This window comes from Brevundimonas sp. UYEF29 (assembly GCF_040546195.1).
GTDB classification, from domain to species: Bacteria; Pseudomonadota; Alphaproteobacteria; order Caulobacterales; family Caulobacteraceae; genus Brevundimonas; species Brevundimonas huaxiensis.
In genome coordinates this window covers 13,716-39,873 of sequence record NZ_JBEPNH010000010.1, presented here as the reverse complement: position 1 = coordinate 39,873, position 26,158 = coordinate 13,716, and the positions used below count along the sequence as shown (strand labels likewise).

Genomic DNA, 26,158 nt, shown 5'->3' with positions numbered 1-26,158 from the left:
AATGTGATCCGGCACGTTACTGATACGTAACATTGCGCGCACTTCATTACCCGGTAATGCATGCGGCGTCCCCCTGATCGAGAGACCCCCGCGTGATCAAACGTCACTTCTTCCTCGTCGCCGCCGCTGTCCTGCTTGCTCTGATGGTCGTCGCCGCCATCGTCAAGGTCTCCGCAGGAGATGAAAAGAAGGCGGCGGGGCCGGGCGGCGGTCGCGGACGCGGGGCGCAGCAGGTGTCCGAGGCCGTCGTGGCGCAGCGACCCTTCTCGGACCAGGTTCGCGTCCTAGGCGTGGCGCGCGGCGAGCGCTCGGTGAACGTCACCTCCTCGACCACCGAACTGATCACCCGCGTCCTGTTTGCGGACGGCCAGTACGTCTCGGCCGGCGCACCGTTGGTCGAGCTTCAGGCGCGCGAGGAAGACGCGGCCATCATCGAGGCCCGCGCCAACGTCAATCAGGCTCAGCGCGAATACAATCGCTACAAGGCCCTGGCCGACCGGGGCGTCGCGCCCCAGGTCATGCTGGAACAGGCCGAGACTGCGCTCGAAACCGCCCAGGCGTCGTTGCAGGCGGCCCAGGCGCGTCGCGGCGACCGGGTGATCCGGGCGCCCTTCTCCGGTCGTGTCGGTCTGACCACGGTGACGCCCGGCACGCTGATCAACCCGGGCGCGGTGATCACGACGCTGGACGACACCTCGACGATCCGCGTCGATTTCCCTCTGCCTGAGCGCTATCTGAACCTGCTGCGTCCCGGCGCCCAACTGACGGCGACGGCAGACGCCTATGGCGACGAGCCGTTCACGGGCCGGATCGCCCTGATTGACACGCGCGTCAACGAAACGACCCGCGCCGCAACCGCGCGCGCGGAGTTCCCCAACCCCGGCGGCCGCATCCGTCCCGGCATGCTGATGCGTGTCGCGGTTCAGCAGGGCCAGCGTCAGAGCGCCGCCGTGCCCGAGTCGGCCGTGCAATATGAAGGCGCCGGCGCCTTCGTCTATCGCATCGCGCCCGGCCAGAACGGCTCCACCGCCCAGCGGGTCGAGGTCGAAACCGGAGCCGTCGAGAACGGCTTCGTCGAAATCCTGTCCGGTATCGAGGCGGGCGACCGCATCGTTGGATCGGGCCTGAACCGTATTCAGCCGGGCGCGCCGGTTAGCGTGGGCGGCCAGGGTCGCAAGTCGGGCGCCGCCAAATGATGCTGTCCGACGTTTCGGTCCGGCGGCCCGTCTTCGCGGCCGTCGCGGCCGTCGTGCTGTGCGTCATTGGCGCGGCGGCCTTCTTCTTCCTGCCCGTGCGCGAACTGCCGGACGTCGATCCGCCTATCGTCTCGGTCAACACAAGCTACGCCGGCGCCTCGGCCGAGGTGATCGAGAGCCGCATCACCGAGCCGGTGGAGCAGCAGATCGCCGGCATCCAGGGCGTCGAGCGCATCAACTCGACCAGCCGCGACGGGCGCTCCAACGTGAACATCGAGTTCTCGCTGGACCGCAATATCGACGACGCCGCCAACGACGTGCGTGACCGTGTCAGCCGCGTGGTGGGCCGCCTGCCGGATCAGGCCGATCCGCCGGAGGTCGCCAAGGCCGATTCCGACAGCCAGCCGATCATCATCGTCTTCCTGCGCTCGACCAGCATGAACCGGCTTCAGCTGACCGACTACGCCGACCGCTATCTGATCGACCGCATGGCGACGGTGCCCGGCGTGGCCCAGGTCAACATTTACGGCGAGCAGCGCTATTCCATGCGCATCTGGCTGGATTCCGCCGCAATGGCGGCGCGGGGCCTGACGGTCAACGACGTCGAGACGGCCCTGACGAACCAGAACGTCGAACTGCCCGCCGGCTCGTTGGAATCGACGGACAAGGACTACACCGTCCGCGTGGCGCGTACCTACGCCCTGCCGGAAGACTTCCGCCAACTGCCCATCGGCACGCGCGGCTCGGCCTCGACCTCGGCGACAGTCGCCACAGGGACGGGCAGCGGGTCGTCGGCCATCATCCAGGGGCAGCCCACCTATGTGACGCGCCTGGGCGACATCGCCCGCGTCGAGGAAGCGCCGGAAGAAGACCGGCGTCTGTTCCGCGGCAACGGGATGGATCAGATCGGCCTGGCCGTGACCCGTCAGGCGCAGTCGAACGACCTCGCCATCTCGGACGGCGTCCACAAGATGATCGAGGAAATCCGGCCGACCTTGCCGCCGGGCGTGACCATCGAGGTTGGATCCGACAACTCGGTCTTCACCTCACACGCCATTGACGAGGTCTGGATCACCATCGGCATTTCCATGGCGCTGGTGGCCCTGGTGAACTTCATCTTCCTGGGCAGCCTGCGGGCCGCGCTGATCCCGTCCATCGTGGCGCCGATCTGTCTGCTGGCGACCTTCATCGTCCTGGCGCCGCTGGGCTTCTCGCTGAATCTGCTGACGCTGTTGGCCCTGGTTCTGGCCATCGGCCTCGTGGTCGATGACGCCATCGTGGTGGTCGAGAACATCCAGCGTCGTCTGGACCACGGCGAGCCGCCGCTGGTCGCCGCCGAGCGTGGCGCGCGCCAGGTCTTCTTCGCGGTCGTGGCCACGACCATCGTGCTGCTGTCGGTCTTCGCGCCCCTGCTCTTCTTGCCCGGATATGTCGGGCGTCTGTTCGTAGAGCTGGCGGCGGCGATCGCGGCGGCCGTGGCCTTCTCCGCCTTCCTGGCGCTCAGCCTGTCGCCGATGCTGGCGTCCAAGATTCTGCGACCCGCCCATGGCGGCGGCTGGGTGGCGCGCAAGGTCGACTGGGGCATGGACCGGCTGAAGTCGTCCTATGGCCGGTCGCTGGACATGCTGTTGGGCCGTCGCATCGCGGTGATCGGCGTCGGCGCCCTGATCCTCCTGGTCGCAGCGGGGGCGGGCGGCATCTTCCTGACCCTGCCCAACGAACTGGTGCCGGACGAGGATCGCGGCCGGGTCACGGTGCGCGTCGCCGGACCCGAAGGCGCGGGCTTTGACTACACGCGCAAGATCATGCTGGGGCTGGAGCCTCTGCTGGCCGAATACAAGACCAGCGGCGAGGCCGACAGCTATCTGGTGTCCGCGCCCGGCTTCGGCGGCGGCAGCTTCAACTCGGGCAATGCGGTCCTTACGCTCGCCGACTGGTCCAAGCGCGACCGCTCAGCGGCCGAGATCGCTCAGGAGCTGAACGGCAAGCTGCGCGGCCAGACGGGCGCCCAGGTCAACGCCTCGACCCCCGGCGCCTTCCAGCGGGGCGGCGGCAACTCCAACTCCATCGAGCTGATCGCGACCGGCAGCGACTATCAGCAGATTTACGCCTGGCTTCAGCCTATGCTGGCTGCGGCCCAGGCCAATCCCGGCTTCTCGCGTCCACGCCTGAACTATGAGCCGAACTCCCCGCGTCTGCTGGTCGATGTCGATCCGCAGAAAGCTGCCGCGCTGGGCGTTTCGTCTCAGTCCATCGGCCGCACGCTGGAGACCATGTTCGGCTCTCGCCGCGCCACGACCTACATCAAGGGCGGTCAGGAATACGATGTCATCCTGCAGACCGAGCGCGACAATCGTCGCGAGGTCGCCGATCTGGAAGCCCTGTATGTCGCGACCGGGGGCGGCCAACTGGTGCCTTTGTCGGCCGTGGTCACGACCAAGACCAGCGGCGACACGCCCGACCGTCGCCGTCTGGATCGCCAGCGCGCCATTTCGCTTCAAGCCGACCTCAACCCTGGCACCACGATCGACGACGCGATTCAGTTCCTGAACGCCGAGGCGGCGAAGCAGCCGCAAGGCGCCGTCGTCACGCAGTGGGGCGGGGCGGCGCGCGATCAGCAGGAGGCGGGCGGGGCCGTGTTCGCAGCCTTCGGTTTGGCGCTGTTGCTGGTCTTCCTGGTTCTGGCGGCCCAGTTCGAAAGCTGGATTACGCCGGCGGTCATCATGTTGACGGTGCCCCTGGCGGCGGCGGGCGGGCTTTTCGGCCTGCTGATGGCGGGCTCGAGCCTGAACATTTATAGCCAGATCGGCCTGATCATCCTGATCGGCGTGGCGGCCAAGAATGGCATTCTTATCGTCGAGTTCGCCAACCAACTGCGTGACCAGGGGCGGTCGATCCGGGAGGCGATCATCGAGTCGTCGTCCTTGCGTCTACGTCCGATCATCATGACTTCGATCGCCACCGCCTTCGGCGCCCTGCCGCTGGTGCTGTGGCAAGGCGCGGGCGCCGGCAGCCGTCAGACGATCGGCGTGGTGATCTTCACCGGCGCCATCTTCGCCACCGTCCTGACCCTGTTCGTGGTCCCGGTGATCTATGGCGTCCTGGCGCGCTTCACCAAGTCGCCGGAATGGACCGCCCGCAAGATCGAGGAGTGGGAAGCCCAGGAACTGCGCGAAGGCGGCCCCAGGGAACTGCCCGAGGCGTGATCGATCAGGCGGCGGGCGCAGGCTCCGGCTTGTAGCCCGTCTCCACCTTCAGGAAGGCGATGACGTCGCGGCGATCCGTGGCGTCGGGCAGACCGGGGAAGGTCATCTTATTGCCGGGCAGGAAGGTGCGCGGGTTTTCCAGCCAGTGATCCAGCTTCTCGGCGTCCCAGGTGAAGGTCGCCGTACGCATGGCGTTTGAATAGTTGTAGCGCGGGCGATCGCCCGCCTTGCGGCCGAACACCCCGTACAAGTTCGGCCCCGCCATGTCGGGGCCGCCTTCGCCGATGGTGTGGCAGGCGCGACAGCGCGCAAACGCCCGACGCCCGTTCTCGAGATCGCCCGCATTGTAGGGGGCGGGCAGGGATGCCAGCAGGGTCGCCTTTTCCGCATCCGTCAGTACATGAGCCGGCGCGGCAGGCGTGGTTGCGGACGGCTCGTCCTGACCACAGGCTGCCAGGGTCAAAAGCGGGGCCAGAAGAAGGGGGGCGACGAGGGCGTGGCGTGTCATTGCGGCTTCCTGTTTGCCTTGTGATAGCGCAACGCATCGGCGCGGCAATTGGTCAAGCTGTCCTGCTGGACGTAGCCCCCTCGCACCTGATAATCAGTGTCAAAGAAACGCGGAGCCGTGGGGGAGCGGCCTCGCCCGTGCGAGCGTAGAATTGACCGACACCATCAAGTTGAGCCAGGCCCGACGCGGCGATCGCGGCGTCATCGTTCAGGTGGGCGCCCATTGTCACCATCAGGGCGAGGCGGTCGAACTGGAACGCCGTCTGCTGGAGCTGGGCTTTGTCGAAGGCGCGCAGATCGAACTGCTGCACGAAGGTCTGTTCGGACGCGACCCGATCGCCATGAAGGTGGACGACATGCGCGTGGCCCTGCGTCGTCACGAGGCGGAAAGCTTGTCGATCCGGTTGGGCGCCGCCTGATGGACATTGCGCTGAAGACGGCTCGTGTCGCGCTGGTCGGCAATCCCAATAGCGGCAAGACGGCTCTGTTCAACGCCCTGACCGGCGCCCACCAGAAGGTCGCCAACTACGCCGGCGTGACGGTTGAGCGTAAGGAAGGCCTGATCCGCGCCGCCTCGGGCCGGACGATGTCGGTGCTGGATCTGCCGGGCACCTATTCCCTGCGCGCCCGTAGCCCTGACGAGGAGGTCACGCGCGACGCCGTTCTGGGGCGACTGGCCGGCGAGACGCCGCCCGACGTCGTGGTCTGCGTCGCCGACGCCACCAACCTGCGTCTGGTCCTGCGGCTGATCCTGGAGCTGAAGGCCGTCGGGCGGCCCATGGTTCTGGCGCTGAACATGTATGACATCGCCCAGCGCCAGGGCCTGCGCATCGACCTGGAGCGACTGCGCGCCGAACTGGGCGTGCTGATCATCACCACCGTGGCCACGCGCAAGCGCGGCATCGACGATCTGGTCGCCGCCATCGAGGACCAGGCCGCCGTCGCCGCCGCGACCGAAAGCCAATGGCGCAGTCCGGACGCCACCGAGCTACGAGCCGCCGCCCGCGAAGCCGAGCGGATCATGAAGGGCTGCGTCCGGCCGCCCGAGCGGCCCGATACGCTGACCGGCAAGATCGATTCGGTGCTGCTGCATCCGGTCGGCGGGCTGCTGATCCTGTTCGCCCTGCTTTTCGTGATGTTCCAGGCGGTGTTCAGCTGGGCCGCGCCCGTAATGGACGGGATCGAGGCCGGCATCGCCTGGTTGGGCGGGTTGGTCGCCAATGTGCTGCCCGACGGTCTGCTGCAAAGCCTGATCGTGGACGGCATCATTTCCGGCGTCGGCAGCGTGCTGGTGTTCCTGCCGCAGATTCTGATCCTCTTCCTGTTCATCATCGCGTTGGAAGACTTCGGCTATATGGCCCGCGCGGCTTTCCTGATGGACAAGATCATGGGCGGGGCGGGGCTGCACGGTCGGGCCTTCATCCCGCTGCTGTCCAGTTTCGCCTGCGCCATTCCCGGCGTCATGGCGGCGCGGGTGATCGATTCGCGACGCGATCGCCTGACCACCATCCTGGTCGCTCCGCTGATGACCTGCTCGGCGCGCATCCCGGTCTATACGCTGATCATCGCCGCCTTCATTCCGAATGAGACGGTCTGGGGCTTTGCGAACCTGCAAGGCCTTGTGATGTTCGGCCTCTACGCCGCCGGGATCGTCAGCGCCCTGATCGTGTCCCTGCTCATCCGCAAGGTGTTCTGGCGCGGGGCGGTCGAGCCCTTCATGATGGAGCTTCCGGCCTACAAGACGCCGGACCTGCGTAGCGTCGGCTTCAACCTGTGGCTCCGGGCCAAGATCTTCCTGAACCGCGCGGGCCGCATCATCCTGCCGCTCGTGATCATTCTGTGGGTGCTGGCGACCTTCCCCTATCCGCCGGAGAATGCGACCCTGCCGGCCATCGACTATTCGTTCGCGGGCATGATCGGCCGTGCTCTGGAGCCGATTTTCGCGCCCATCGGCTTCAACTGGCAGATGGTGATCGCTCTGATCCCCGGCATGGCGGCGCGCGAGGTCGCGGTGGCGGCGCTCGGCACGACCTACGCCATCGCTGACGCCGAGAACGCGACGGGCCTTTTGGCCTCGACTCTGGCATCGCACTGGTCGCTTGCGACAGCCTTGTCCTTCCTGGCCTGGTACATCTTCGCGCCCCAGTGCGTGGCGACGCTCGGCGTCGTGCGGCGCGAGACCAACTCGCTGAAATGGACCTGGATCATGATCGGCTACATGTTCGGTCTGGCCTATCTGGCGTCGCTGGTGACCTATCATGTGGCGGTGGCGCTTGGAGGCGGTTAAGCCTGAACGGTTCGCCGCCTTCGGGACCCCCTGATGAATCCTGTAATCGCCGCCGCCGTCATGGGCGGGCTGGGCCTGATCGTCGGCAGTTTCATCGCTGCCATCAGCGTTCGCCTGCCGCGCGACGAGGACATCGTCGTCGCCCGCTCGCGATGCCGGGGCTGCGATCAGACGCTCCGTTCCTGGGAGCTTGTGCCTGTCTTCAGCTGGCTTGGTTTGCGCGGGCGGTGCGCGCGGTGCCACACTCGGATTTCGCCGCGTTATCCGCTGATCGAACTGGCGTCGGCCGGAGTCGGGATTTGGGCCGGGGTGTGGGGTGTGACGGGCGGCGCCTCGGCATTCATGATCGCCGCCACGGCCGTTCTAGGTTGGCAGTTGTTGCTGATCGCCATCGTCGACGGTGAACACTTCTGGCTGCCGGATAGTCTGACGCTGCCCTTGATCTCGACAGGCGTCACGGTCGCGCTGATCCTGGATTGGGGCCTCGGTTTATCCAATCTGATTGGCGCGGCTGTCGGGTTTTGTGGTCTGTGGCTGGTCGGCTGGCTGTACCAGCTCGTCCGAAAACGCCAGGGATTGGGGGGAGGCGACCCCTTCCTGTTCGCGGGGGCAGGGGCCTGGGTCGGCTGGATGGGCCTGCCCAGCGTGCTGCTGTGGGCCTGCGCGGTCGGGCTCAGTCTGGTCTTCGGTATTCTGGTGGTCCGGCGCAGCGTCAGCGGATCGGAAAAGCTGCCGTTCGGCGTCTTCCTGGCCGTCGGGATCTGGTTGACTTGGCTGTATGGGCCGTTGGGCCTCTAACGTCCCGTCGTCAGCTTCACGATAATGATGGCCGCCGTATCCAGAATGGCCTCTGGCGTGTCGGCCCGCCGCAACAGGTCGAAGCTGGCCGCCGTCGATTCGGCGATGGAGGCGATCTGATAAGAGGCCAGACGCGGATTGTAATCCTTGGGATGCAGGCCGCTGGCGTGGGCCTGGGCCACACGGCGTTCGATGGACAGGTGCAGCCGGCGCAAACGGCGCACCCGGCTTTCGACGAAGGCGGCGTCGCCATTGTCCGCCAGCATATGTTCGACACGCAGCACCTGACCGTGACTGCGCCAGATGGCCATCACGTCCAGAATGAAGGCGCGCGCGATGACGAAGGCCCTATCGCCCGGCCAGTCGGCCTGGAAATGCGCCGCCAGCCCCTGAAAATCCGTCGCGGCGACCTCGCACAGCGCCAGAACAGGTTCTTCGACCGTCTTGAAATAGGTGTAGAAGTTGGAAGGCGATACACCGGCGGCCGAGGCCAGATCGGCGACGCGGATTTCCCCATAATGCCGCTCGTTCAACAGGCGTTGGGTCGCGTCGAGGATCGCTTGGCGGGTTCTGCCGCCTCGCGCACCGATCTTGTGGCCCAGCTTGTTGGTTGTGTCGGCCATGTCCCCGATGGTCGAAAGGCGTGGTGCCGGCTGCAGGAATCGAACCCGCGACATCCAGTTTACAAAACTGGCGCTCTACCAACTGAGCTAAGCCGGCCCGAACGGGCGGTGAGCGGCCCTTATGTCCAGCCTCGCGCCCGGACGCAAGGCGCCAGCGCAGGCTTGCGGAGAATCCGACGTCTGACGCCGAGAACAAGTTGAGGTTCGACTATGGTAACCGGTGTCTTTTTGCGGCCCATGTTGTAGGCTTGTTGGATCAAGATCGAGAGGCGAACCAAGCCTCCGCCACGAGGCCATGAGGAACGCTATGGTTCATCCGCTCAAACTGAACCCCGATCGCCTGTTTCCGGCGGACGCCGACACCCGGACGATCGCGCGTCGTCTGTATGACGAGATCAAGGGGCTGCCGATCATCAGCCCGCATGGTCATACGGACCCGAGCTGGTTTGCGTTGAACGAACCCTTTGCCAATCCGGCCGAACTTCTGATCACGCCCGACCACTACGTCTTCCGCATGCTGCACTCGCAGGGCATGGCGATGGAGGATCTGGGCGTGCCGCGCGCCGATGGCGGGCCGGTCGAGACCGATCCACGCAAAATCTGGCGGCGCTTCGCCGAGAACTATCACCTGTTCCGGGGGACGCCTTCGCGGATGTGGCACGACTGGGTCTATGCCGAGGCCTTCGGCATCGACGTGCGCCTGTCGGCCGAGACGGCGGATCACTATTACGACGTGATCGACGCGGCCCTGAAGACCGACGCCTTCAGGCCGCGCGCCCTGTTCGCCCGTTACAATATCGAGGTCCTGACCACGACCGAGAGCCCGCTCGACACGCTGGAGCATCACAAGACCATCGCAGCCTCGGGCTGGAAGGGACGGGTACTGACCGCCTATCGCCCGGATCCGGTCCTGGATCCCGACTACGAGGGTTTCCGCGACAATCTGAAAATCCTGGCCGAGCAGACCGGCCGCGACACCCTAAGCTGGGACGGATACCTGCAGGCCCTGCGCGACCGGCGCGCTTTCTTCATTGAAATGGGCGCCACCTCGACCGATCACGGCCACCCGACAGCCTTTACTGCCGATCTGCCCAAGGCCGAAGTCGAAGCCCTGTTCCGGCGCGTCTCGACCGCCGCCGCCAGCGCCGCCGACGCCGAACTGTTCCGCGGCCAGATGCTGACCGAAATGGCCGCCATGTCGGTCGAGGACGGTCTGGTCATGCAGCTTCACCCCGGCAGCTTCCGCAACCATTCCGCCACCGTCTTCAACCGCTTCGGCCGTGACAAGGGCTGCGATATCCCGACCCAGACCGATTACGTCCGCGCGCTGAAGCCGCTGCTGGATCGGTTCGGCTCGGACAGCCGTCTGTCCTTGATCCTGTTCACCCTGGACGAGACCACTTACAGCCGCGAACTTGCGCCGCTCGCCGGCCACTATCCGGCGCTGAAACTGGGGCCCAGCTGGTGGTTCCACGACAGTCCAGAGGGGATGCGTCGCTTCCGCGAACAGGTCACCGAAACGGCCGGCTTCTACAATACGGTCGGCTTCAACGACGACACCCGCGCCTTCCTGTCCATTCCCGCGCGTCACGACGTGGCGCGGCGCATGGATTGCGGCTTCCTGGCCAAGCTGGTGGTCGAGCACCGGATGGAGGAGGACGAGGCGCACGAATTGGCCCACGCCCTGACCTATGGCCTGGTCAAGGCGGCGTACAAGCTGTGAGCAGACTGAATCCAGCCGCCCTGAAGGGACTGCCCGCCGACGTCGCCGTCCCCGGCTACGACCGCGACGAAGTGAAGACCGGTGTCGTCCATCTGGGCATCGGCGCCTTCCACCGCGCCCACCAGGCGGTCGTGTTCGACGATGCGATCAGGCGAGGCGATCCGCGCTGGGGCGTGCTGGGCGCCTCGCTGCGATCGCCCGGCGTGCGCGATCAGCTGAACCCGCAGGACGGGTTGTACACCCTGGTCGTGCGTGACGGATCGGACGAGCATCTGCGGGTGATCGGCGCCTGCGCCGGCGTGATGGTCGGGCCGGATGATCCCGCCGCTCTGGTCGCCGCCATGGCCGACGCCGATGTCCATATCGTCACCCTGACCGTGACGGAAAAGGGCTATCGCCTCGATCCGGCGACCGGCGACCTGCTTTTGAGCGACGCTGATGTCGCGGCCGATCTGGTTGATATCGCCGCGCCCCGTACCGCGCCTGGATTCATCGTCGCGGCGTTGCAGGCGCGAAGGGCGGCGGGGCGGAAGCCCTTCACCGTCATCAGTTGCGACAACCTTCCCCACAACGGCAAGCGTATCCTTGCCGGGGTCATCGCCATGGCGCGCCGGATCGATCCGTCGCTGGCGGACTGGATCGAGGCCGAGGGTGCCTTCCCCCAGACGATGATCGATCGAATTGTCCCGGCGACCACCTCCGACGACATCGTCCGCCTGACCGCGCGTCTCGGAGTCGAGGACCGGGGCATGGTCAAGGCCGAACCCTTCACCCAGTGGGTGATCGAGGACTGGTTCGCCGGCGAGCGGCCAGACTTCGCCGCCCTCGGCGTGCAACTGACCGACGCGGTCGAACCGTGGGAGGACGCCAAGCTGCGCCTGCTGAACGGCGCACACTCGGCCATCGCCTATCTGGGCGCTTTGTCGGGTTATGAGCATGTCCACGAAGTCGTGGCCGTTCCCGGCTTCCGCGCCTATGTCGAGGCTCTGTGGGACGAGGCCGAAACCACGCTGAATCCGCCGCCGGGTCTGGACATCCCCGCCTATCGCGAGGCGCTGATGGCCCGATTCTCCAATGCGGCCCTGATGCACCGCACGCGCCAGATCGCCATGGACGGCTCGCAGAAACTGCCTCAGCGCCTGCTGGCAGGCGCCGCCGAACGTTTGGCGGCCGGGCAGGACATTCCGGCCATGGCCTTGGGCGTCGCCGCCTGGATGAAGTGGCAGTCGGGCGTAACCGAAACAGGTGAGCAGGTCGTCGTCGACGATCCTCTGGCGGCCAAGACCTCCGAACTGTTGGCCGGCGCCGACACTGATCAGTCGCGCGTTTCGGCCTTGCTGAGCCTGTCGGCCGTCTTCCCGCCCGCGTTGGCCGCTGACGACCGGTTCGCCGCAGCGGTCACGTCAGCCTATCTGTCGCTCAGCCGGAACGGCGCCGTCGAGGCCGCGCGTCTGGTCGCGGAGTGAATCCATGTCTCGCGTCCTGATCCTGAACCCCGCCGACGACGTCGCCATCGCCTCGGACGACATCGCCAGCGGCGATACGCCCGATGGTCTGAACGCGCCGGCGTGCGCCGACATCCCCACCGGCCACAAGATCGCCCGTCATGCGGTGGATAAGGGCGGTCTAATCCGGCGCTACGGTCAGGTGATTGGGCGCGCGAAGGTCGCCATCGCGGCCGGCGATCACGTCCACGTTCATAATCTGGCCATGGCCGAGGATGGGCGTGAAGCCGAGGTCGGGGCCGACTTGCGTCCGCCGGCGCCGTTGTCTGGCGCGACGTTCAACGGCATCGTTCGCCCGGACGGCCGCGTCGGCACACGCAACTATATCGGCGTCCTGACCAGCGTGAACTGTTCAGCCACCGTGGCGCGCCGCATCGCCGACGCCTTCCCGGACTCCAGCCTGCCTGCGGGCGTCGATGGCGTGGTCGCATTCACCCATCAGGGAGGTTGCGGCGGCTCGTCGCTGAGCAGCGACGTGACGCTGCTGCAGCGGACTTTAGCGGGCTATGCAAAGCATCCGAACTTCCACTCCATCCTGATCGTGGGTCTGGGTTGCGAAGCCAATCAGATTCCCGCCTGGCTCGCCAATGAAGGCCTTCAATCCGGCCCGCGACTGCGCGCCCTGACGATCCAGGAGGCCGGAGGCACGGCTCGTGCGATCGACGCCGGGATCGAGATCGTTCGCGATCTGCTCGCCGAGGCGGCGCAGGTCCAGCGCCAACCTGCTTCCGCATCTCACCTGACTGTCGGTCTGCAATGCGGGGGTTCGGACGGCTGGTCCGGCGTGACCGCCAATCCGGCGCTTGGGGCGGCTGTCGATGTGCTGGTCGCGCACGGCGGCTCGGCCATGCTGTCGGAAACGCCTGAAATCTGGGGCGCGGAACATCTGCTGCTGCGGCGTGCGGCGTCTCAGGATGTGGCGGATAAGCTGAACGCGCGCCTGGAATGGTGGCGCGACTATGCGGACCGCCATCAGATGGAGCTGAACAACAATCCGTCGCCCGGCAATCTGAAGGGCGGCCTGACGACCATTCTTGAGAAATCGCTAGGTGCGGTGGCCAAGTCCGGTTCGAGCCCGCTGAACGACGTGATCGGATACGCCGAACCGATCCAGGCCAAGGGCCTCAGCTTCATGGACAGCCCCGGTTACGACCCGTGCTCGGCCACGGGCCAGATCGCCTCGGGCGCCAATCTGATCGTCTTCACCACCGGCCGGGGCTCGGTCTTCGGCGCCAAGCCCGCCCCGTCGATCAAGGTCGCCTCCAACGCCAGGCTGGCGAACTGGATGGATGAGGACATGGACATCGACGCCTCGCCCGTCCTGACCGGGACCAGCTTGGCCGAGGTCGGCGAGGTCATCTTCCGCAAAATGCTCGATGTCGCGTCAGGCGAGCCGTCCAAATCCGAGGCCCTCGGCATCGGCGACAACGAGTTCGTGCCCTGGCAGGTGGGAGCGTATTTGTAGAGGCGGCGAGGGATCCGAAAACCTCAATCGTCGCTTTTTGCCTGAGTAAAAAGAAGGCCCGGAGCCGTTCGCTCCGGGCCTTTAGTTTGTCACGCTGGGGGCGTCAGGGAGGGAAGCTCAATACTTCCAGCGCAATCCCACGGCGATCTCTCGGCCGGTGTGACGGTAGTCGGACACGCGGTTGGTCACGTCGACATAACGGTCGGTATAGGCGTCCGTCAGATTGATGCCTTCAAGCGAGAAGGTCAGGTTCGGCGTGAACTCGTAGGACATGGAGGCATCGACATTGGTGGTGTCGTTGACGCCTTCTTCGGAGTTGCCGTTCGCGCCGGGGAAGGACAGCAGATACTGGCTGCGGTGTGCGACCGAGACGCGGGCCTGGAACGGGCCATCCTCATAATACAGGGTCGCGTTGGCGGTGTTCTTCGACTGGCCCGTCAGGCGGTTCTTGCCGGCCGTGCCGTAGCTGACTTCCGAATCAACCCAGGTGACGTTGCCGGTGAAGCCGAAGTTGGACCAAAGGCCAGGCAGGAAGAAGAAGGGTTGCTGATATTGGATTTCGATTCCCTTCAGCGCGCCGCCTTCGCCGTTCAGGCGGCGCGTGACCTGGAAGATGTCGGTCGGGCTTGCAGCCCCCTGAAGCAGTTCGTTGGGCAGGCCCAGCTGGTTGTAGGGGGTGCCGACGGTTTCCGATGTGATGAAGCTGTCGATGTCCTTGTAGAAGACGGCGGCGGCCAAAAGACCCTCATTCTGGAAATACCACTCGACCGAGAAATCGTAGTTGGTGGCGCGGAACGGGTCGAGAAGCGGGTTTCCGTAGGAGACGGTGCGGGTTGTCGGTGAGACGCTGCCGCCCGGGGTCAGATCGCCGAGGGTCGGACGCGACATCACCTTGGCGGCGCCCAGGCGAATCACGACGTCGTCACGCGGCTCCAGCGCCAGATTGAAGGATGGCAAGACGTCCTCGTAGTCGTTATCGATCGTGACATAGTCATAGGTCGTGACCGGCGGCGTCCCCACGGCGATGGTTTGCCAGCCTTTGGCCGTGACCTCAGTCTGGGCATAGCGGATGCCCGCATTGCCGCGCAGGACCATACCTCCAACAGTCGTATTGAAGTCGGCCTGGAAGAAGACGCCCTTATCCGTTTCGTCGACTTCACGCTCGCTGCGATTAGGGACAAGGGGATCGTCGTAGAAGCTGAGGAAGTCAGCAATCTTGGAAATGTCGGGAACGATGAAGCTGAGGTCCGAGCCTGCGCCGGCGCTTACTCCATCCCCGATGCTGACGACGCGTCCGATGCTGTCGACCCCGGTCAGTCGATCGGCGCCGGTCGGAGACGTTTTGGTCCGTGTCAGGCCAAAGGTCTCGAACCCATAGGTGCGATACTCGCCGCCCATCTTGAAGGTCAGAGAATCGGACCAGTCGTAGGCCAATGAACCGGCGCCGACCTTGTTGTCAAAGTTGCCGCCGGCGTTGCTGCGCGTCGCATTGACCAGGGTGAAGCGTTGACCCGAAGTGACGTCAAAGCCGTAGTTGATGCGCGGCCGGCGATCGTCCTCACGGAAGTCGAAGGTGTAGCCGTTTACGCCCGCGGCCTCGAAGGCATAGGCGACATTGAGCGGCGTGCGGGCTTCGGATCGGTTGGCGCCGACCTTCAGATTGCCATGCAGCCGGTCGCTGAAATCGTGGCGGACGTTCAGAGAGGCCTGGTAGAAGTTGCTTTCGTTGCGGGTGAAGCCGTTCTCGGCGCGCACCAGCATGTTGTCGAAGACGCCGTAGGACAGGATGTTCTTGTCGGCGTCGATCGCATAATCGCGCACGACGACGCTGTTGACGTTGGCGCGACTGAACGACCAAGCTTCGATGTTGGGGCTTTCCAGTTCCGAGTTAAAGCGCGACCACAGGACGTCCAGCACCGCCTCGGTGCGGTCGCTTGGCCGCCATTGCAGCGCGCCCGTCATGCCTAGGCGGTCTTCCTGAGTATTACCCAAGGTGTAACGCGGGATGCGGGGATAGAAGGCGTTCAGGACGGCGTCACGTTGCGCTGTCGTGGTGCAGGGAATGCAGCCGCCGAAGTTCTGGCCGCGCCCATAGGGATTGCCGGCGGCGTTGACGTTTGACGGGTCGCCCTTCTGCCAACGCGTCGTGTTGAAGCTGCCCAGGATTGGCGACCGCTCGGAATAGGCAATTGACACCAAGGCGCCGAAAGTTCGGTCCTCGTTCGACCAGCTGAGCAGACCCGCGAGCCGCGGCACCGTCTTCTCAGACAGATCATTGTACGAACCCTGTACAGACAGGGCGGAGTTCAGGCCGCTGCCGCCGAAGTCCAGGGGGCGACCCGTCTGCAGATCGACCGTGGCGCCCAGCGAGCCCTCTTCGATCTCGGCCGACTGCGTCTTGCGAACCTTGATGCTGTTAAACAGTTCGGACGCGAACATTGAGAAGTCGAAGCTGCGGTTGCGGTTGCCGCCAGACGCGGCCTGGGCTTCCAGGCCGTTGATGCGAGTGCGGGTGAAATCGGAACCCAAACCACGCACCGAGATGGTGGTGCCCTGGCCGTTCACGCGGTCGATGGTCACGCCGGGCAGGCGCTGGATCGCTTCGGCCAGGTTCTGATCGGGGAAGTCGGCCATGTCTTCGGCCAAGATGGCGTCCACCGCTCCGGCTTCGCGGCGCTTGATGTTCAGTGCCTGTTGCAGGCTGGACCGAAAGCCGGTGACGACGATTTCATCGACCACGGTTGCGTCTTGGGCGGCGTCTTGCGTGACGGGTTCTGAGGCAGGAAGGGCCTGAGCCACAGCCGCCGACGCACCCATCAGGGCCGCCAGGGATACGCCAACCGCGCACAGAGTCCGGGTGTTGGTCCGTCGCATTCGTTCTCTCCCCATCCCGGCGTCCATCTGGCACCGGTGTCATTTTGTGGCATGCTGTCGCGTATATTCGGATTAGCGACGTGTCGCTTATTGCAACAGCTTCCCGCATTTTGCAACAAGGTGATGTCAGGACCGAGAGATTCCGCCGAGAACGTCGATAAATCCTCGACATCTCAGGCGTTAGGGCTCGAGAAACTGCCGATGGTTCTAAGCTCCACGATCGATTTCGACAGCATAGACGTGGTTGGCGCCGTGCATGTTCGACACGAAGACGATCCATTTTGCGTCCGGTGTGAAAGTCAGATTCGGCTCAAGCCTGTAGTCGTGGTTGGACAGATCCACGATCCGCTCGGAGCGCAGATATTCGACGAAGATCTGGTTGTCCTTGTCGCTGGACGGATCTTCATCGACGATCGGTTCGGGGCGCAACAGGACGAGCCATTTACCGTCGGGCGCATGAGCGACCATGTCGCCGTCACCGCCGTCGCCAGCGAACAGGCTGCCGTCCGGCGAGACGTTGTAATGGACCGACCAGTCATTCTGTTCGACCCGACGATAGACCCGGCGGCCCGTTTCCAGATCGACCGAGGCAACCCAGAAAACCTGACCGCGCGGGGTCTGCAGATCATAGAGCACCTGTTTGCCGTCCGGGCTGAACCATTCGTGGCCGAAGATCTCGAAGTTCATCGTCCGCTGATGGGTCTTTCTCAGGCCCGTGCCATCGGCGCGGATAGCCCACATTCGATCCACGCGGTGCCAAGGCCCTTCATGGCAAAAGATGATCTGCTGGGGGTCGGTGGGCGAGAACTGGGTGTGGCCGATCCATTCGTTGGTCTTGTGGATCACGCGTCGCTCGCCCGTGGTCAGATCGATGACGAAGATTTCCATCGGATAGCGCGCGGCCCAGCGTTGAAGCATCCGCACGCCCTTGGCGCGGGCGAAGTTCAGCGGTTTTCCGTCCGGGCCGTTGGCGGCGTATTCGGCCTGATCGAAGCGGCGGTTGCGCGGGTCGGGCACGGTCGGCTGCAGCGGCTGGCTGTCATATGCCACGAAGCCCAGGAGCAGCGTCTCATCGGCATTGACCGAATTGACCTGGCCGTTCGGAATCCGGCCGATCTCGCGACGCTGTTTGGTGTCAACGTCGATGACGAACAGGGTCTTGGCGCGGTCCATCAACTGAACTTCGCCAGGTGTGGTCACCGAATAATAGACGTTGCGCCCCTTGCGGCCCGTGAACATCAGGTCGGCGTCATGGTCGGGAACCAAGACTTTGACGGCCCAGGTCGCCAGATCGACCGTTGAGATGCCCTGAGGCGTGGAGATGACCATCAGGTCGGGCGCCCCGACCTTCTTGGGCAAGAACATGTTCTTGTAGAAATAGGGCTTTCCGCCCCCGCCATCGGGGGAGACGCGGCGGATACGATGGCCGGTCTTCGGATCGACCCACTCGGTCGGCACCGGGCCGTCCCAGCGCGGCCGCTCGACCGGCGTCTCTTGAGTCGAAGGCGGGGCGGTGTTGGGCGCAGGCCAGACGGGGGTCTGTCCCGGCGCTGGCGGGACGGCCGGCGTGGTCCGCGCCTGAGCGGTCGTCGTGGTGAAGGCACCGACGGCGGGGGCGCTGAGCAGGGCCTTCAGGGCGGTGCGTCTCGAGGTCGTCATTGGGGCGGTCCTCTCGGTTTTCTTGATTACGGCGCGGGGGTCAGGCCTTCGACACGGACGGTCCAGCCTTCCTTTGGGAAGCCGGGCGCGTGGCCGCTGGACCCGTCCCAACCCGCCGCCATCAGACCGACGGCCATAAGCAGGGATCCGTTGGACGGGAAATAGGTCTCGGCTGCGCGGCGATAGCCCGGACCATCCGGATTGACCGCCATCGTCACGCCGCCGGCGCCGGCCGAGACGGGCACCAGTTCGTCGGCGTGTTCATCCAGGTGAACGCGAGGCGTCATGCCGGTGACGCCCCACTGATTATTCTTCATGTCGGCGAACAGCCAGTTCACCGCCTTCTCCGGTTCGCCAAGGCGAGCCGCCGTCATCGCCATCATCGGGAAGTCCCAGCCCCAGGTCTGGCGCACGTCCCAGTTCTGCTCCACAGCTTCAAACGTGCGGCGCATGGCGGCTGGATCGATCCGCGCGCCGGGAATGAAGCCATAGGCCATCAGGAAGGAGGGGTGGTCGCGGTTCTTGCACTGGGCCGCCGCCGCGTGCCTGCGGCAGGCGTCGGACATGGCCGTCTCCCAAAAGTCCGGCACGCTCTCGACAGGCAGATACAGGCCGTCCCTCATTGGCGGCGGCGCGATCTTGGCTAGGGCCTGATCCCAGTCGGCGCGGCGGGCCTGACCCTTGCGTTCGCGCCACAGTTGCGCGGTTTGGAGGGCCCAGCGGAAATACTCGACTTCAAACGTCGGGTTCACCGTGGTCAAGGGATCATAATTTTCCTGCGCCGGGATCATCGGCGTGCCCAGGTTCAGCCGGCCGTCGTGTTCGATGGGCCAGGAGGCCAAAAGATCGGCCGTGGCTTCGACCACCTCGCCGTATCGATCCAGCACGGCCGGATCCTTCTCGGCCCGCCAGACCAGTTCGGCCAAAAGGATCGGATGCGGCTGCTGCCACATGATAAAGGGCGAGACCAGGCTGGGGCTATTGCGACCCTCTGGCCCCACCATCTTGGGCCACCAAGCGCCCTTGACGTGGTGACGGGCGGCCTCGGCGCGCGCGTTGTCCAGATTGCCGACATACCAAGGCAGGCTGCGCTCCAGCATGTCGGCGTGACCCCACATCGCTTGCCAGCCGGCGTGCCAGGGATGCATTTCCAGGTGGAACTTGCCGTACCAGCTGTTGGAGAACAGGCCTTCTTCCTGCGGGGGCAATTCGCCGGCGCCGTTCACGGCCGACAGGTATTGCGAGAGGACGACGCGACGTTCCAACTCTGCCGCGCGCGGATCGCTAGAGCCGGTGAAATCCACGGCGCCGCCCTGGGTCCAAAAGGCGTTCCAGTGTTCAGTCGTTGCCTGGACGCTGGCAGAGTAAGCAGGCGTCTTCTCAACGGGCTCCTGCTGATCGAAGCGGACCATGACGGTCAGCCGGTCGCGACCAGTAGCGACTATGCGGAAGGCGTCGGCGCCGCTCTGTTCGATCTTACCGGACGCGGTGATGCCGGAATAATAGGTGGTGTCGTCCAGGGTGCGGCGAATATGGACGTCGCCCGTGTCGGAGGCGACGATGCTCAGGCTTTGCGCGCCCGTGGCGTCAAAGCTTGTCGGATCGGGATTGATAGCGGGGGTCACGCCCGGATAGCGAACCTGAACGCCCAGGCCGTTGGCGGCCACCAGAGGCGAGGCGATCTCGACCATGACCATGTCCAGCGTTGGGTGGACGCGGGTCACCACCTCGACCGGTTGGCCGTCATAGGTGAAACGGCTGGTCAGGGCGCCGAACCACATATCCAACGTCTGACGTGTGTCGGCGACCCTGGCGAAGTCCAGCGGCTTGCCGTCGGCGAAGGTCAGGCCGATGCGGCTGAGCGAGAACCGATGCGGATTGGCCCGCAGCCAGGTGTAGGCGGGTTGGGTTTCCGCCACGTCCCACGACTTCATCCAGGCATAGGGCTGCTCGCCCCGACCCGGCACGGGCACGTCGATCAGGCCGTCCTGTTCGGTATAGCCGTGGGGATTGGGAAAGCTGTGCCAGGCCCACTGGGCCATGGTCAGCAGGGGCGACAGTTCCGAATATTGCTCCGGGAAGGTCTGGAGCCCGGTGATGTCGGCGGTGAAGCCCAGGTCGCCGTTACCCAGCATGATCGGGGCATGTCGGTCGATGGCGGTCAGGCTGACGTTGTGGCGCGTGACCAGGGCGTGCCGGTCTATCGGCGCGGCAGGCGCGACGGTGGCGGTAGGCGTCACCGTCTGGGCGCAGGCGGCCGTGGGGCCGGCGAGCAGGGTGAAGGCGAGGAGGGCGGTGCGCAGGCGCATCAGGCGGCGTCCTTCTTCAGTCCAAGGCCAGCGCCCCTCCAGCCGTACCAGGCGACGACGGCGAAGCAGACGGCGGGTAGCAGGAAGGCGACATTGGCGCCGTACAGGTCGGCGATCTTGCCCATGGGCCAGGGCAGCAGCACGCCGCCGCCGATGGCCATGACCATCAGGGACGAGGCCTTCTTGGTCCCCGCGCCCAGGCCGGTGGTGCCCAAGGCGAAGATGGTGGCGAACATGGTCGACATGAAGAAGAAGACGGCCAGCAGGGCGATGGGCGAGACCTTGTCGATGCCGGCGGCGACGACCAGGGTCAGGACCACATTGATCACGCCATAAGCCGTCAGCAAGGCGCGCGGGCGGACCTTCAGCAGCAGGGCGGTGGCGAAGAAGCGTCCGACCAGATAGCCGATGGCCGCCAGCGACAGCATGAAGGCGCCTTGCTGCGAGGTCAGGCCCTGCCAGTTGTGGGTCACCAGATTGATGAAATAGGCGCCGATGCCGACTTGGGCGCCGATGTAGAGGGCCTGGGTGATCACGCCGGCGATGAAGTGCGGCTGTTGCGACAGGGGCAGGGCGGGGGCGTCGCCCTCCACCGCGCCGCCGTGGTCCGAAAGGCCGGTTTCCGGCAGGCGCGCGCGCCAGACGGCGAGGGCGAACAGGACCACGCCGACGGCGATCAGCCCGTACACAATCTGGATCGAACGGGTCGCGCCGCCCAGGGCTTCGGTCGTCGTAGGGCTGAAAAAGACCGCGCCGCCGATCAGGGGACCGAAGAAGACGCCAAGCGCATTGAACGACTGGGCCAGGTTCAGCCGCTGTGAGGCCTTGGCCGGATCGCCCAGGACATTGACGTAGGTGTCGGCGCTGGTCTCCAGGATGCACAGGCCGGCGGCGAGGACGAACATCGAGCCGACGAAGGGCAGGAAGGCGCCCGCGCCCGCCGCCGGGATGAACAACAGGGCGCCGATGGCAGTCACCGCCAGACCCGACACGATCCCGAACTTGTAGCCCCGCGCGTGCAGCAGCATGCCCGCCGGGATCGAAAGCAGCAGGTAGGCCCCGAAATACGCGATCTGCAGCCAGGCGCTGTCGGCCTGGCTGATGCTCAGCGTCTCCTGGAAATGCTTGTTCAGCACGTCCAGCAGGCCGTAGGCCAGGCCCCAGATCAGGAAGCAGGCGATGGCGAAGGCCAGCGGGCCCTTCAACGACCCGGCGGGCTTCGCCAAGCCTCCGGGAGTGTGGGCGGCGTCGGTCTCGATGACCATGGGGTATTCTCCTGGTGTTCCTCGGGCCTCGCCGTCTTGATGCGACTTAGGCGGATGGGTCAGATACGGTAGATCGCCTCGGCGTTGGCGGCGAACAGGCGGTCGCGTTCGTCGACCGAGAAGTCGGTCGTGATCGCATCGAAGGCGGAATAGAAGGCGTCGAAGGTTCCGTGGACGCTCTCCACCGGGAAGTCGGAGGCGAACATGGCGCGCTCGGTTCCGAAGGCGTCGATGCACTCCAGACGACGGGGCGTATGCTGTCGGGTGTCCAGACGCGGTCAGTGATGCCCAAGCCCGAGATCTTGATCGAGACCTGAGGCTGGGCGGCCAGCAAGCGCAGACCTGTGCGCCAGCGCTCCATCCCTGCCGCGTCCCGGTCGGTCGGCAGGCCGGCGTGGTTGACGATCATGGGAATGTCGGGGTGGCGTGCGGCGATGATGGCAACGTTGGCCATCTGTGCCGGATAGAGCTGGAGGTCGAACGACAGGCCGTATCGCGGCAGCTTGGCGAAGCTCTCGACCCATTTCGGATCACGCAACAGATCGCGGGTCGTGTAGGTTTTCAGCGGGTCTTCATGCCAGCAGACGATCTGGCGCACGCCGCGTACGTTCGGCCGGGCGGCGTGGGCTTCCAGCAGGGCGTCCAGGTCGGGGTCCAGCATATCCGCGCCGGCGACGATGGCGTGCGGATAACCGGTGTCATCGGCGATCGATTGAAGCCAATCTGTCTCGGCCAGCTGCTGACCCATCGGCTGGCCCGCCTCGACGTGAACGATCTTGTCCAGACGCCAACCGGCCGTATCGGCCAGGTAGTCGTCTAGCAGATAGTTTGCGTTGGCGATGGGCGACATGTCACCCGCCGGATTGTTCGGCAGGGGATCGTCCTGAAGCCAGCCATAGCGCGCACGCGACAGGTCCCACAGGTGGACGTGGCTGTCGACAATGCGAAGGTCCGAAGCCACGCGCGCGTCCTAATAGGTCGTTCTGCCGCCAGACGTGTCGAACGTCGAGGCGGTGGTGAAGCTGCATTCTTCGGAGGCCATGAAACAAACCATGGCGGCGCTTTCCTCGACCTCGCCGAGGCGTCCCATTGGGATCTTGGAGCGCATGTAGTCGACCTGGCTCTGGGGCAGTTGCTCCAGGATCGGGCTGTCGAAGGTGGCGGGGGTCAGGGCGTTGGCGATGACGCCCCTGCCGGCCAGTTCCTTGCCCAGCGATTTGGTGAAGCCGATCACGCCGGCCTTTGAGGCGGAATAGGCTGAGGCATTGGGATTGCCCTCCTTGCCCGCGACCGAGGCCACATTGACGATCCGGCCGTAACCGTTGGCCAGCATGAAGGGCACGATGGCGCGCGAGCAGTAGAAGACGCCGTTCAGATTGATATCGACGACGCGCCTCCAGCTGTCGATCGGAAACTCATGAACCGGGACGGTGGCGCCGGTGATGCCGGCCGAGGCGATCAGGATGTCGATGCGGCCGTCCAGCGCCTGGGCTGAAGCTTTGGCCGCAGCGGCGACGGCGTCGGGGTCGGCGACGTCCAGGGCGATCACATGGACGGCCCCGACCTCGTCGGCGGCGGCCGTGAGCGCTTCAGCGTTGAGGTCCCACAGGACGACCTTGCCGCCCTCGGCGACGATGCGGGCGGCGGCGGCCTTCCCCAGGCCAGATGCGCCGCCGGTGACGACGGCGGTACGGCCCGAAAAGCGGCCCTGATAGGCGCTCATTGCGTCCACTCCACGAAGGTCTGACCCTGTTCGCCCAGCTTCTGGATGCCCAGACGGACCGTGTCGCCCGGTTTGAGATAGAGGGGCGGCGTCTGGCCCAGACCCACGCCGGGCGGGGTGCCGGTGGTGATCAGATCGCCGGGCTCCAGCGTCATGAACTCCGACAGATAGGAGACGATTTCGGCGACGCCGAAGATCATGGTCTTCGTATTGCCGGTTTGCATCCGCTGGCCGTTGAGGTCCAGCCACATGTCCAGGTTCTGGACGTCGCCGACCTCGTCGGTGGTGACGATCCAGGGGCCCACGGGGCCGAAGGTGTCGCAGCCCTTGCCCTTGTCCCAGGTGCCGCCGCGCTCGGTCTGATAGGCGCGCTCGGACACGTCGTTGATCAAGACGTAGCCGGCGACGTGGTCCAGAGCCTCGGCCTGGGTGACGTAGGTGGCGGGCTTGCCGATCACGATGCCCAGCTCGACCTCCCAGTCTGTCTTCTCGGACCCGCGCGGAATGACCACGTCGTCGTTCGGTCCGTTCAGACAGGTGATCGCCTTGGTGAAGACAACCGGTTCCTCGGGGATCGGCAGGTTGGATTCGGCCGCGTGGTCGGCGAAGTTCAGGCCGATGGCGATGAACTTGCGGCTGCCCTTGACCGGCACTCCGTAGCGGGGCTGGCCCTCGACCAAAGGGAGGGTGGTCGAGTCGACGGCCTTCAGCGCGTCGAGCGCCGGGCCATGCAGTTGGTCCGGCGTGATGTCGGCGATAACGCCCGACAGATCGCGGATGCGCCCCTCGGCGTCCAGCGTGCCCGGCTTTTCCTGGCCCTTGGGGCCGTAACGCAGCAGTTTCATGGTGGCGGAGAGGCTTTCGTCTTAACGCGCGTAGGGGCGATGCAGGGCGATGTCGCGGTTCAGCTCGACGCCGAAGCCGGGAGTGTCGGGAACCTTCAGGCGGCCGTTTACGGGGACGGGTTCGCCGATCAGCTGCGGATGGAACATCGGCACGACCTCGTCGGCGTCGGGGGCCATCATCAGGAATTCGGCGAACGGGCTGTTATGGCGCGTCACCACGAAGTGGTAGGAATAGACCGACGAGCCGTGAGGGATCATCAGCACGCCCTTGGCGTCCGCCAAGGCCGAAATCTTCTGCAGTTCGGTGACGCCGCCGCACCAGCCCACGTCCGGCTGGATGATGTCGCAGCATTCCATTTCCAGCAGCATGCGGAAGCCCCAGCGGGTGGCCTCATGCTCGCCGGTCGTGACCAGCATCCCCTTGGGGGCGTTCTTCTTCAGCGCCTGATAGCCCCAGTAATCGTCGGGGCTGAGCGCCTCCTCGATCCATTTCAGACCCAGTTTGTGGGCTTCGTGGGCCAGCCGCGTGGCGTAGTTGAGGTCCAGCGCCATCCAGCAGTCGAACATCAGCCAGAAGTCGTCGCCGCAGGCGTTCCGCATGGCTTCAAGTTCAGCGATGGTCTTGTGCAGGCCTTCTTCTCCCTCGGCCGGGCCGTGGTGCAGCGGCATCTTGCCGCCGATGAAGCCCAGTTCCTTGGCTTTGTCGGGCCCCGCGCCGGTGGCGTAGAAGGTCAGCTCGTCTCGCACCGCCCCGCCCAGCATGGCGAAGACCGGCTCCTGGCGCAGGCGGCCCAGCAGATCCCACAGCGCCAGATCGACGCCGGAGATAGCGTTCACCACCAGACCTTTGCGGCCGTAGTATTGGGTCGAGAAATACATCTGGTCCCAGATCTTCTCGACCTCGGCCGGATCGCGCCCTTCGAGAAAGCGGGCCAGGTGTTTCTCGACGATATAGGCCGCCGGTTCGCCGCCGGTCGTGACCGCAAACCCGACCACGCCGTTCTCGGCTTCGATCTCGACCACCAGGGTGCCTAAGACATTGATGCCAAAGCTGCGGCGGCTCTGGCGATACTCGGGATATCTCGCCATCGGCGTGGCGATGTGGTCGTCGATCCAGTGGCCGTCGCCCTGATCGTGATAGTCGGCGCCGCCTCCGGTTCCGTCGTTTTTCACAACGAAGGCGCGGACGTGCTTGATGCGAGGCAGGCGGCTCATGGCATGACCACCAAAAACTGGCGATCCGCTCCCATAATGCGGGATTTCACTGGCTTTCCTCCGTGCGTCACGTCAATGTCACCCGTGTAGCCTCAGACGACTTGCGCGTTTTGCTACATTCTGAGAATGAGGATTACGAAATGGGACGATCGGCGTCAATCAAGACCGTGCAGGTCGATGGGGAAGAAGATGCGGGAGCGAAGGCGTCCGGCAGCCAGACCCTGCTGCGTGGTCTGGACGTCATCGACGCCCTCATCGAAGGCTCTCTGCCCTTGGCGGAACTCTCCGAAAAGCTGGAGCTGACGCGCAGCACGACGCACCGTCTTGCCTCGGCGCTGGTCGAGCGTCGCTTGCTGTCGTTCCGCCCGCGCGAGGGCTATTCCCTCGGTCCCAAACTGTTGGAACTGGGCCACGCCGCCAGCCAGCAGATGCATCTGCCGCGCGTGGCCCGGCCCTGGCTGGAGCAACTGTCGGCCCAGACGGACGACACGGTGCACCTCGGCGTGCTGGACGGCCGCCATGCGCTCTATCTGGACAAGGTCGCCGGCCGGCGTCGCATCAACATCGGCTCGCGTCTGGGCGAGCGGCACCCCATCGCCTCGACAGGCCTGGGCAAGGCGCTGATTCTGGACAAGACCGAGCCGGAATGGATCGACTTCTACGCCGAGCCGGGCGCCGCCTTCGACTCGTCGGCCCGCGCGGTCTGGCTTGAGCGGATGCATGGCTACGCCCAGAAGGGCTACGCTTTCGATCTGGAAGAGAACGAGGATCAGATCCGCTGCGTCGCCGCTCCGATCCGGTCGGTGAACGGACAGATCGTCGCTGCCCTGAGCGTTTCTTCCGCCGCGCAATATATGTCGGATGCGCGGATGGCCGAGCTGACGAAGACCGTCACTGACGCCGCCAACGCGATCAGCGCCGACCTGGGCTGGTCGCCCAAACCCTGAAACCGAACCAC

At 65.3% G+C, this 26,158-nt stretch carries 19 protein-coding genes and 1 tRNA gene; 9 read left to right on the top strand and 11 right to left on the bottom strand.

The features are described 5' to 3' along the window. The first annotated feature begins 92 nt into the window (after window positions 1-92). Window positions 93-1,196: an efflux RND transporter periplasmic adaptor subunit gene (locus ABIB58_RS13825; RefSeq protein ID WP_354041662.1), complete on the top strand. Its 1,104-nt coding sequence runs from the start codon at window positions 93-95 to the stop codon at window positions 1,194-1,196. Beyond that, window positions 1,196-4,402, top strand: coding sequence for an efflux RND transporter permease subunit (locus ABIB58_RS13820; protein ID WP_354041823.1), 3,207 nt, complete (start codon window positions 1,196-1,198; stop codon window positions 4,400-4,402). Before ABIB58_RS13825 ends, ABIB58_RS13820 begins: the two co-directional genes overlap by 1 nt. A 4-nt stretch (window positions 4,403-4,406) precedes the next feature. Here ABIB58_RS13820 and ABIB58_RS13815 read toward each other — a convergent pair whose 3' ends face one another. Continuing rightward, window positions 4,407-4,910, bottom strand: coding sequence for a c-type cytochrome (locus ABIB58_RS13815; RefSeq protein WP_045811452.1), 504 nt, complete (start codon window positions 4,908-4,910; stop codon window positions 4,407-4,409). Between the two features lie 151 nt (window positions 4,911-5,061). Here ABIB58_RS13815 and ABIB58_RS13810 point away from each other — a divergent pair, with 151 nt between their 5' ends. The 3 genes from ABIB58_RS13810 to ABIB58_RS13800 are packed head-to-tail and all read left to right on the top strand — an operon-like array spanning window position 5,062 to window position 7,994. Next, on the top strand, window positions 5,062-5,328 hold the full coding sequence (locus tag ABIB58_RS13810; RefSeq protein ID WP_055754847.1) for a FeoA family protein: 267 nt from the start codon (window positions 5,062-5,064) through the stop codon (window positions 5,326-5,328). After that, window positions 5,328-7,196, top strand: coding sequence for a ferrous iron transporter B (gene feoB, locus ABIB58_RS13805; protein WP_354041654.1), 1,869 nt, complete (start codon window positions 5,328-5,330; stop codon window positions 7,194-7,196). The genes ABIB58_RS13810 and feoB overlap by 1 nt, the downstream gene beginning before the upstream one ends. A 33-nt stretch (window positions 7,197-7,229) precedes the next feature. Further along, a complete protein-coding gene (locus ABIB58_RS13800) occupies window positions 7,230-7,994 on the top strand; it encodes a prepilin peptidase (RefSeq protein WP_354041650.1) in 765 nt (254 codons plus the stop codon). Here ABIB58_RS13800 and ABIB58_RS13795 read toward each other — a convergent pair. Together ABIB58_RS13795 and ABIB58_RS13790 are read right to left on the bottom strand one after the other, a co-directional pair. Next, entirely contained in the window at window positions 7,991-8,617 is a 627-nt protein-coding gene (locus ABIB58_RS13795; protein WP_354041647.1) for a TetR/AcrR family transcriptional regulator, read from the bottom strand. The two genes, ABIB58_RS13800 and ABIB58_RS13795, sit on opposite strands and share 4 nt — an antisense overlap. A 21-nt stretch (window positions 8,618-8,638) precedes the next feature. After that, window positions 8,639-8,714: transfer RNA gene (locus ABIB58_RS13790), tRNA-Thr, on the bottom strand. Between the two features lie 210 nt (window positions 8,715-8,924). Here ABIB58_RS13790 and uxaC point away from each other — a divergent pair. Genes uxaC through ABIB58_RS13775 form a run of 3 tightly spaced genes read left to right on the top strand, consistent with a single transcriptional unit; the run spans window position 8,925 to window position 13,310 of the window. After that, window positions 8,925-10,340 (top strand): glucuronate isomerase, encoded by a 1,416-nt coding sequence (gene uxaC / locus ABIB58_RS13785; RefSeq protein WP_354041644.1) that lies wholly within the window; start codon window positions 8,925-8,927, stop codon window positions 10,338-10,340. Next, entirely contained in the window at window positions 10,337-11,806 is a 1,470-nt protein-coding gene (locus ABIB58_RS13780) for a mannitol dehydrogenase family protein (protein WP_045811458.1), read from the top strand. The genes uxaC and ABIB58_RS13780 overlap by 4 nt, the downstream gene beginning before the upstream one ends. 4 nt (window positions 11,807-11,810) lie before the next feature. Next, entirely contained in the window at window positions 11,811-13,310 is a 1,500-nt protein-coding gene (locus ABIB58_RS13775; RefSeq protein ID WP_354041640.1) for a UxaA family hydrolase, read from the top strand. A 117-nt stretch (window positions 13,311-13,427) separates the two neighbouring features. Here the strand turns inward: ABIB58_RS13775 and ABIB58_RS13770 are convergent, their stop codons facing one another. From ABIB58_RS13770 to rhmD, 8 genes are all read right to left on the bottom strand, one after another. Further along, the gene (locus tag ABIB58_RS13770; RefSeq protein WP_354041637.1) at window positions 13,428-16,184 is read right to left on the bottom strand and encodes a TonB-dependent receptor; all 2,757 of its coding nucleotides are present in this window, start codon (window positions 16,182-16,184) and stop codon (window positions 13,428-13,430) included. Window positions 16,185-16,391: 207 nt separating this feature from the next. Continuing rightward, entirely contained in the window at window positions 16,392-17,843 is a 1,452-nt protein-coding gene (locus ABIB58_RS13765; protein ID WP_354041633.1) for an oligogalacturonate lyase family protein, read from the bottom strand. Window positions 17,844-17,869: 26 nt separating this feature from the next. Next, window positions 17,870-20,152 carry a hypothetical protein gene (locus ABIB58_RS13760; RefSeq protein WP_354041630.1) on the bottom strand — a complete coding sequence of 761 codons (2,283 nt, stop codon included), beginning with the start codon at window positions 20,150-20,152 and terminating at the stop codon, window positions 17,870-17,872. Next, entirely contained in the window at window positions 20,152-21,417 is a 1,266-nt protein-coding gene (locus ABIB58_RS13755; protein ID WP_354041627.1) for a sugar MFS transporter, read from the bottom strand. The genes ABIB58_RS13760 and ABIB58_RS13755 overlap by 1 nt, the downstream gene beginning before the upstream one ends. 46 nt (window positions 21,418-21,463) lie before the next feature. Then, window positions 21,464-22,378, bottom strand: a complete 915-nt coding sequence (locus tag ABIB58_RS13750) for an amidohydrolase family protein (RefSeq protein ID WP_502909774.1) — start codon at window positions 22,376-22,378, stop codon at window positions 21,464-21,466. Between the two features lie 9 nt (window positions 22,379-22,387). After that, entirely contained in the window at window positions 22,388-23,140 is a 753-nt protein-coding gene (locus tag ABIB58_RS13745) for an SDR family NAD(P)-dependent oxidoreductase (protein ID WP_045811462.1), read from the bottom strand. Beyond that, a complete protein-coding gene (locus tag ABIB58_RS13740) occupies window positions 23,137-23,985 on the bottom strand; it encodes a fumarylacetoacetate hydrolase family protein (protein WP_045811463.1) in 849 nt (282 codons plus the stop codon). Before ABIB58_RS13740 ends, ABIB58_RS13745 begins: the two co-directional genes overlap by 4 nt. A gap of 21 nt (window positions 23,986-24,006) precedes the next feature. Next, window positions 24,007-25,200 (bottom strand): L-rhamnonate dehydratase, encoded by a 1,194-nt coding sequence (rhmD, locus tag ABIB58_RS13735; RefSeq protein WP_354041621.1) that lies wholly within the window; start codon window positions 25,198-25,200, stop codon window positions 24,007-24,009. A gap of 140 nt (window positions 25,201-25,340) precedes the next feature. On the opposite strand from rhmD, the gene ABIB58_RS13730 reads away from it, so the two are divergent. Then, complete coding sequence (locus ABIB58_RS13730; protein WP_045811465.1) at window positions 25,341-26,147, top strand: IclR family transcriptional regulator; 807 nt, start codon at window positions 25,341-25,343, stop codon at window positions 26,145-26,147. Window positions 26,148-26,158: the final 11 nt, after the last annotated feature.

Excerpts from the sequence above, each read along its gene's own strand:
- ABIB58_RS13820 (WP_354041823.1), top strand. The coding sequence starts at position 1,196 with ATGCTGTCCGACGTTTCGGTCCGGCGGCCCGTCTTCGCGGCCGTCGCG.
- ABIB58_RS13815 (WP_045811452.1), bottom strand. The coding sequence starts at position 4,910 with ATGACACGCCACGCCCTCGTCGCCCCCCTTCTTCTGGCCCCGCTTTTG.
- feoB (WP_354041654.1), top strand. The coding sequence starts at position 5,328 with ATGGACATTGCGCTGAAGACGGCTCGTGTCGCGCTGGTCGGCAATCCC.
- ABIB58_RS13800 (WP_354041650.1), top strand. The coding sequence starts at position 7,230 with ATGAATCCTGTAATCGCCGCCGCCGTCATGGGCGGGCTGGGCCTGATC.
- ABIB58_RS13795 (WP_354041647.1), bottom strand. The coding sequence starts at position 8,617 with ATGGCCGACACAACCAACAAGCTGGGCCACAAGATCGGTGCGCGAGGC.
- uxaC (WP_354041644.1), top strand. The coding sequence starts at position 8,925 with ATGGTTCATCCGCTCAAACTGAACCCCGATCGCCTGTTTCCGGCGGAC.
- ABIB58_RS13775 (WP_354041640.1), top strand. The coding sequence starts at position 11,811 with ATGTCTCGCGTCCTGATCCTGAACCCCGCCGACGACGTCGCCATCGCC.
- ABIB58_RS13770 (WP_354041637.1), bottom strand. The coding sequence starts at position 16,184 with ATGCGACGGACCAACACCCGGACTCTGTGCGCGGTTGGCGTATCCCTG.
- ABIB58_RS13765 (WP_354041633.1), bottom strand. The coding sequence starts at position 17,843 with ATGACGACCTCGAGACGCACCGCCCTGAAGGCCCTGCTCAGCGCCCCC.
- ABIB58_RS13760 (WP_354041630.1), bottom strand. The coding sequence starts at position 20,152 with ATGCGCCTGCGCACCGCCCTCCTCGCCTTCACCCTGCTCGCCGGCCCC.
- ABIB58_RS13755 (WP_354041627.1), bottom strand. The coding sequence starts at position 21,417 with ATGGTCATCGAGACCGACGCCGCCCACACTCCCGGAGGCTTGGCGAAG.
- ABIB58_RS13745 (WP_045811462.1), bottom strand. The coding sequence starts at position 23,140 with ATGAGCGCCTATCAGGGCCGCTTTTCGGGCCGTACCGCCGTCGTCACC.
- ABIB58_RS13740 (WP_045811463.1), bottom strand. The coding sequence starts at position 23,985 with ATGAAACTGCTGCGTTACGGCCCCAAGGGCCAGGAAAAGCCGGGCACG.
- rhmD (WP_354041621.1), bottom strand. The coding sequence starts at position 25,200 with ATGAGCCGCCTGCCTCGCATCAAGCACGTCCGCGCCTTCGTTGTGAAA.
- ABIB58_RS13730 (WP_045811465.1), top strand. The coding sequence starts at position 25,341 with ATGGGACGATCGGCGTCAATCAAGACCGTGCAGGTCGATGGGGAAGAA.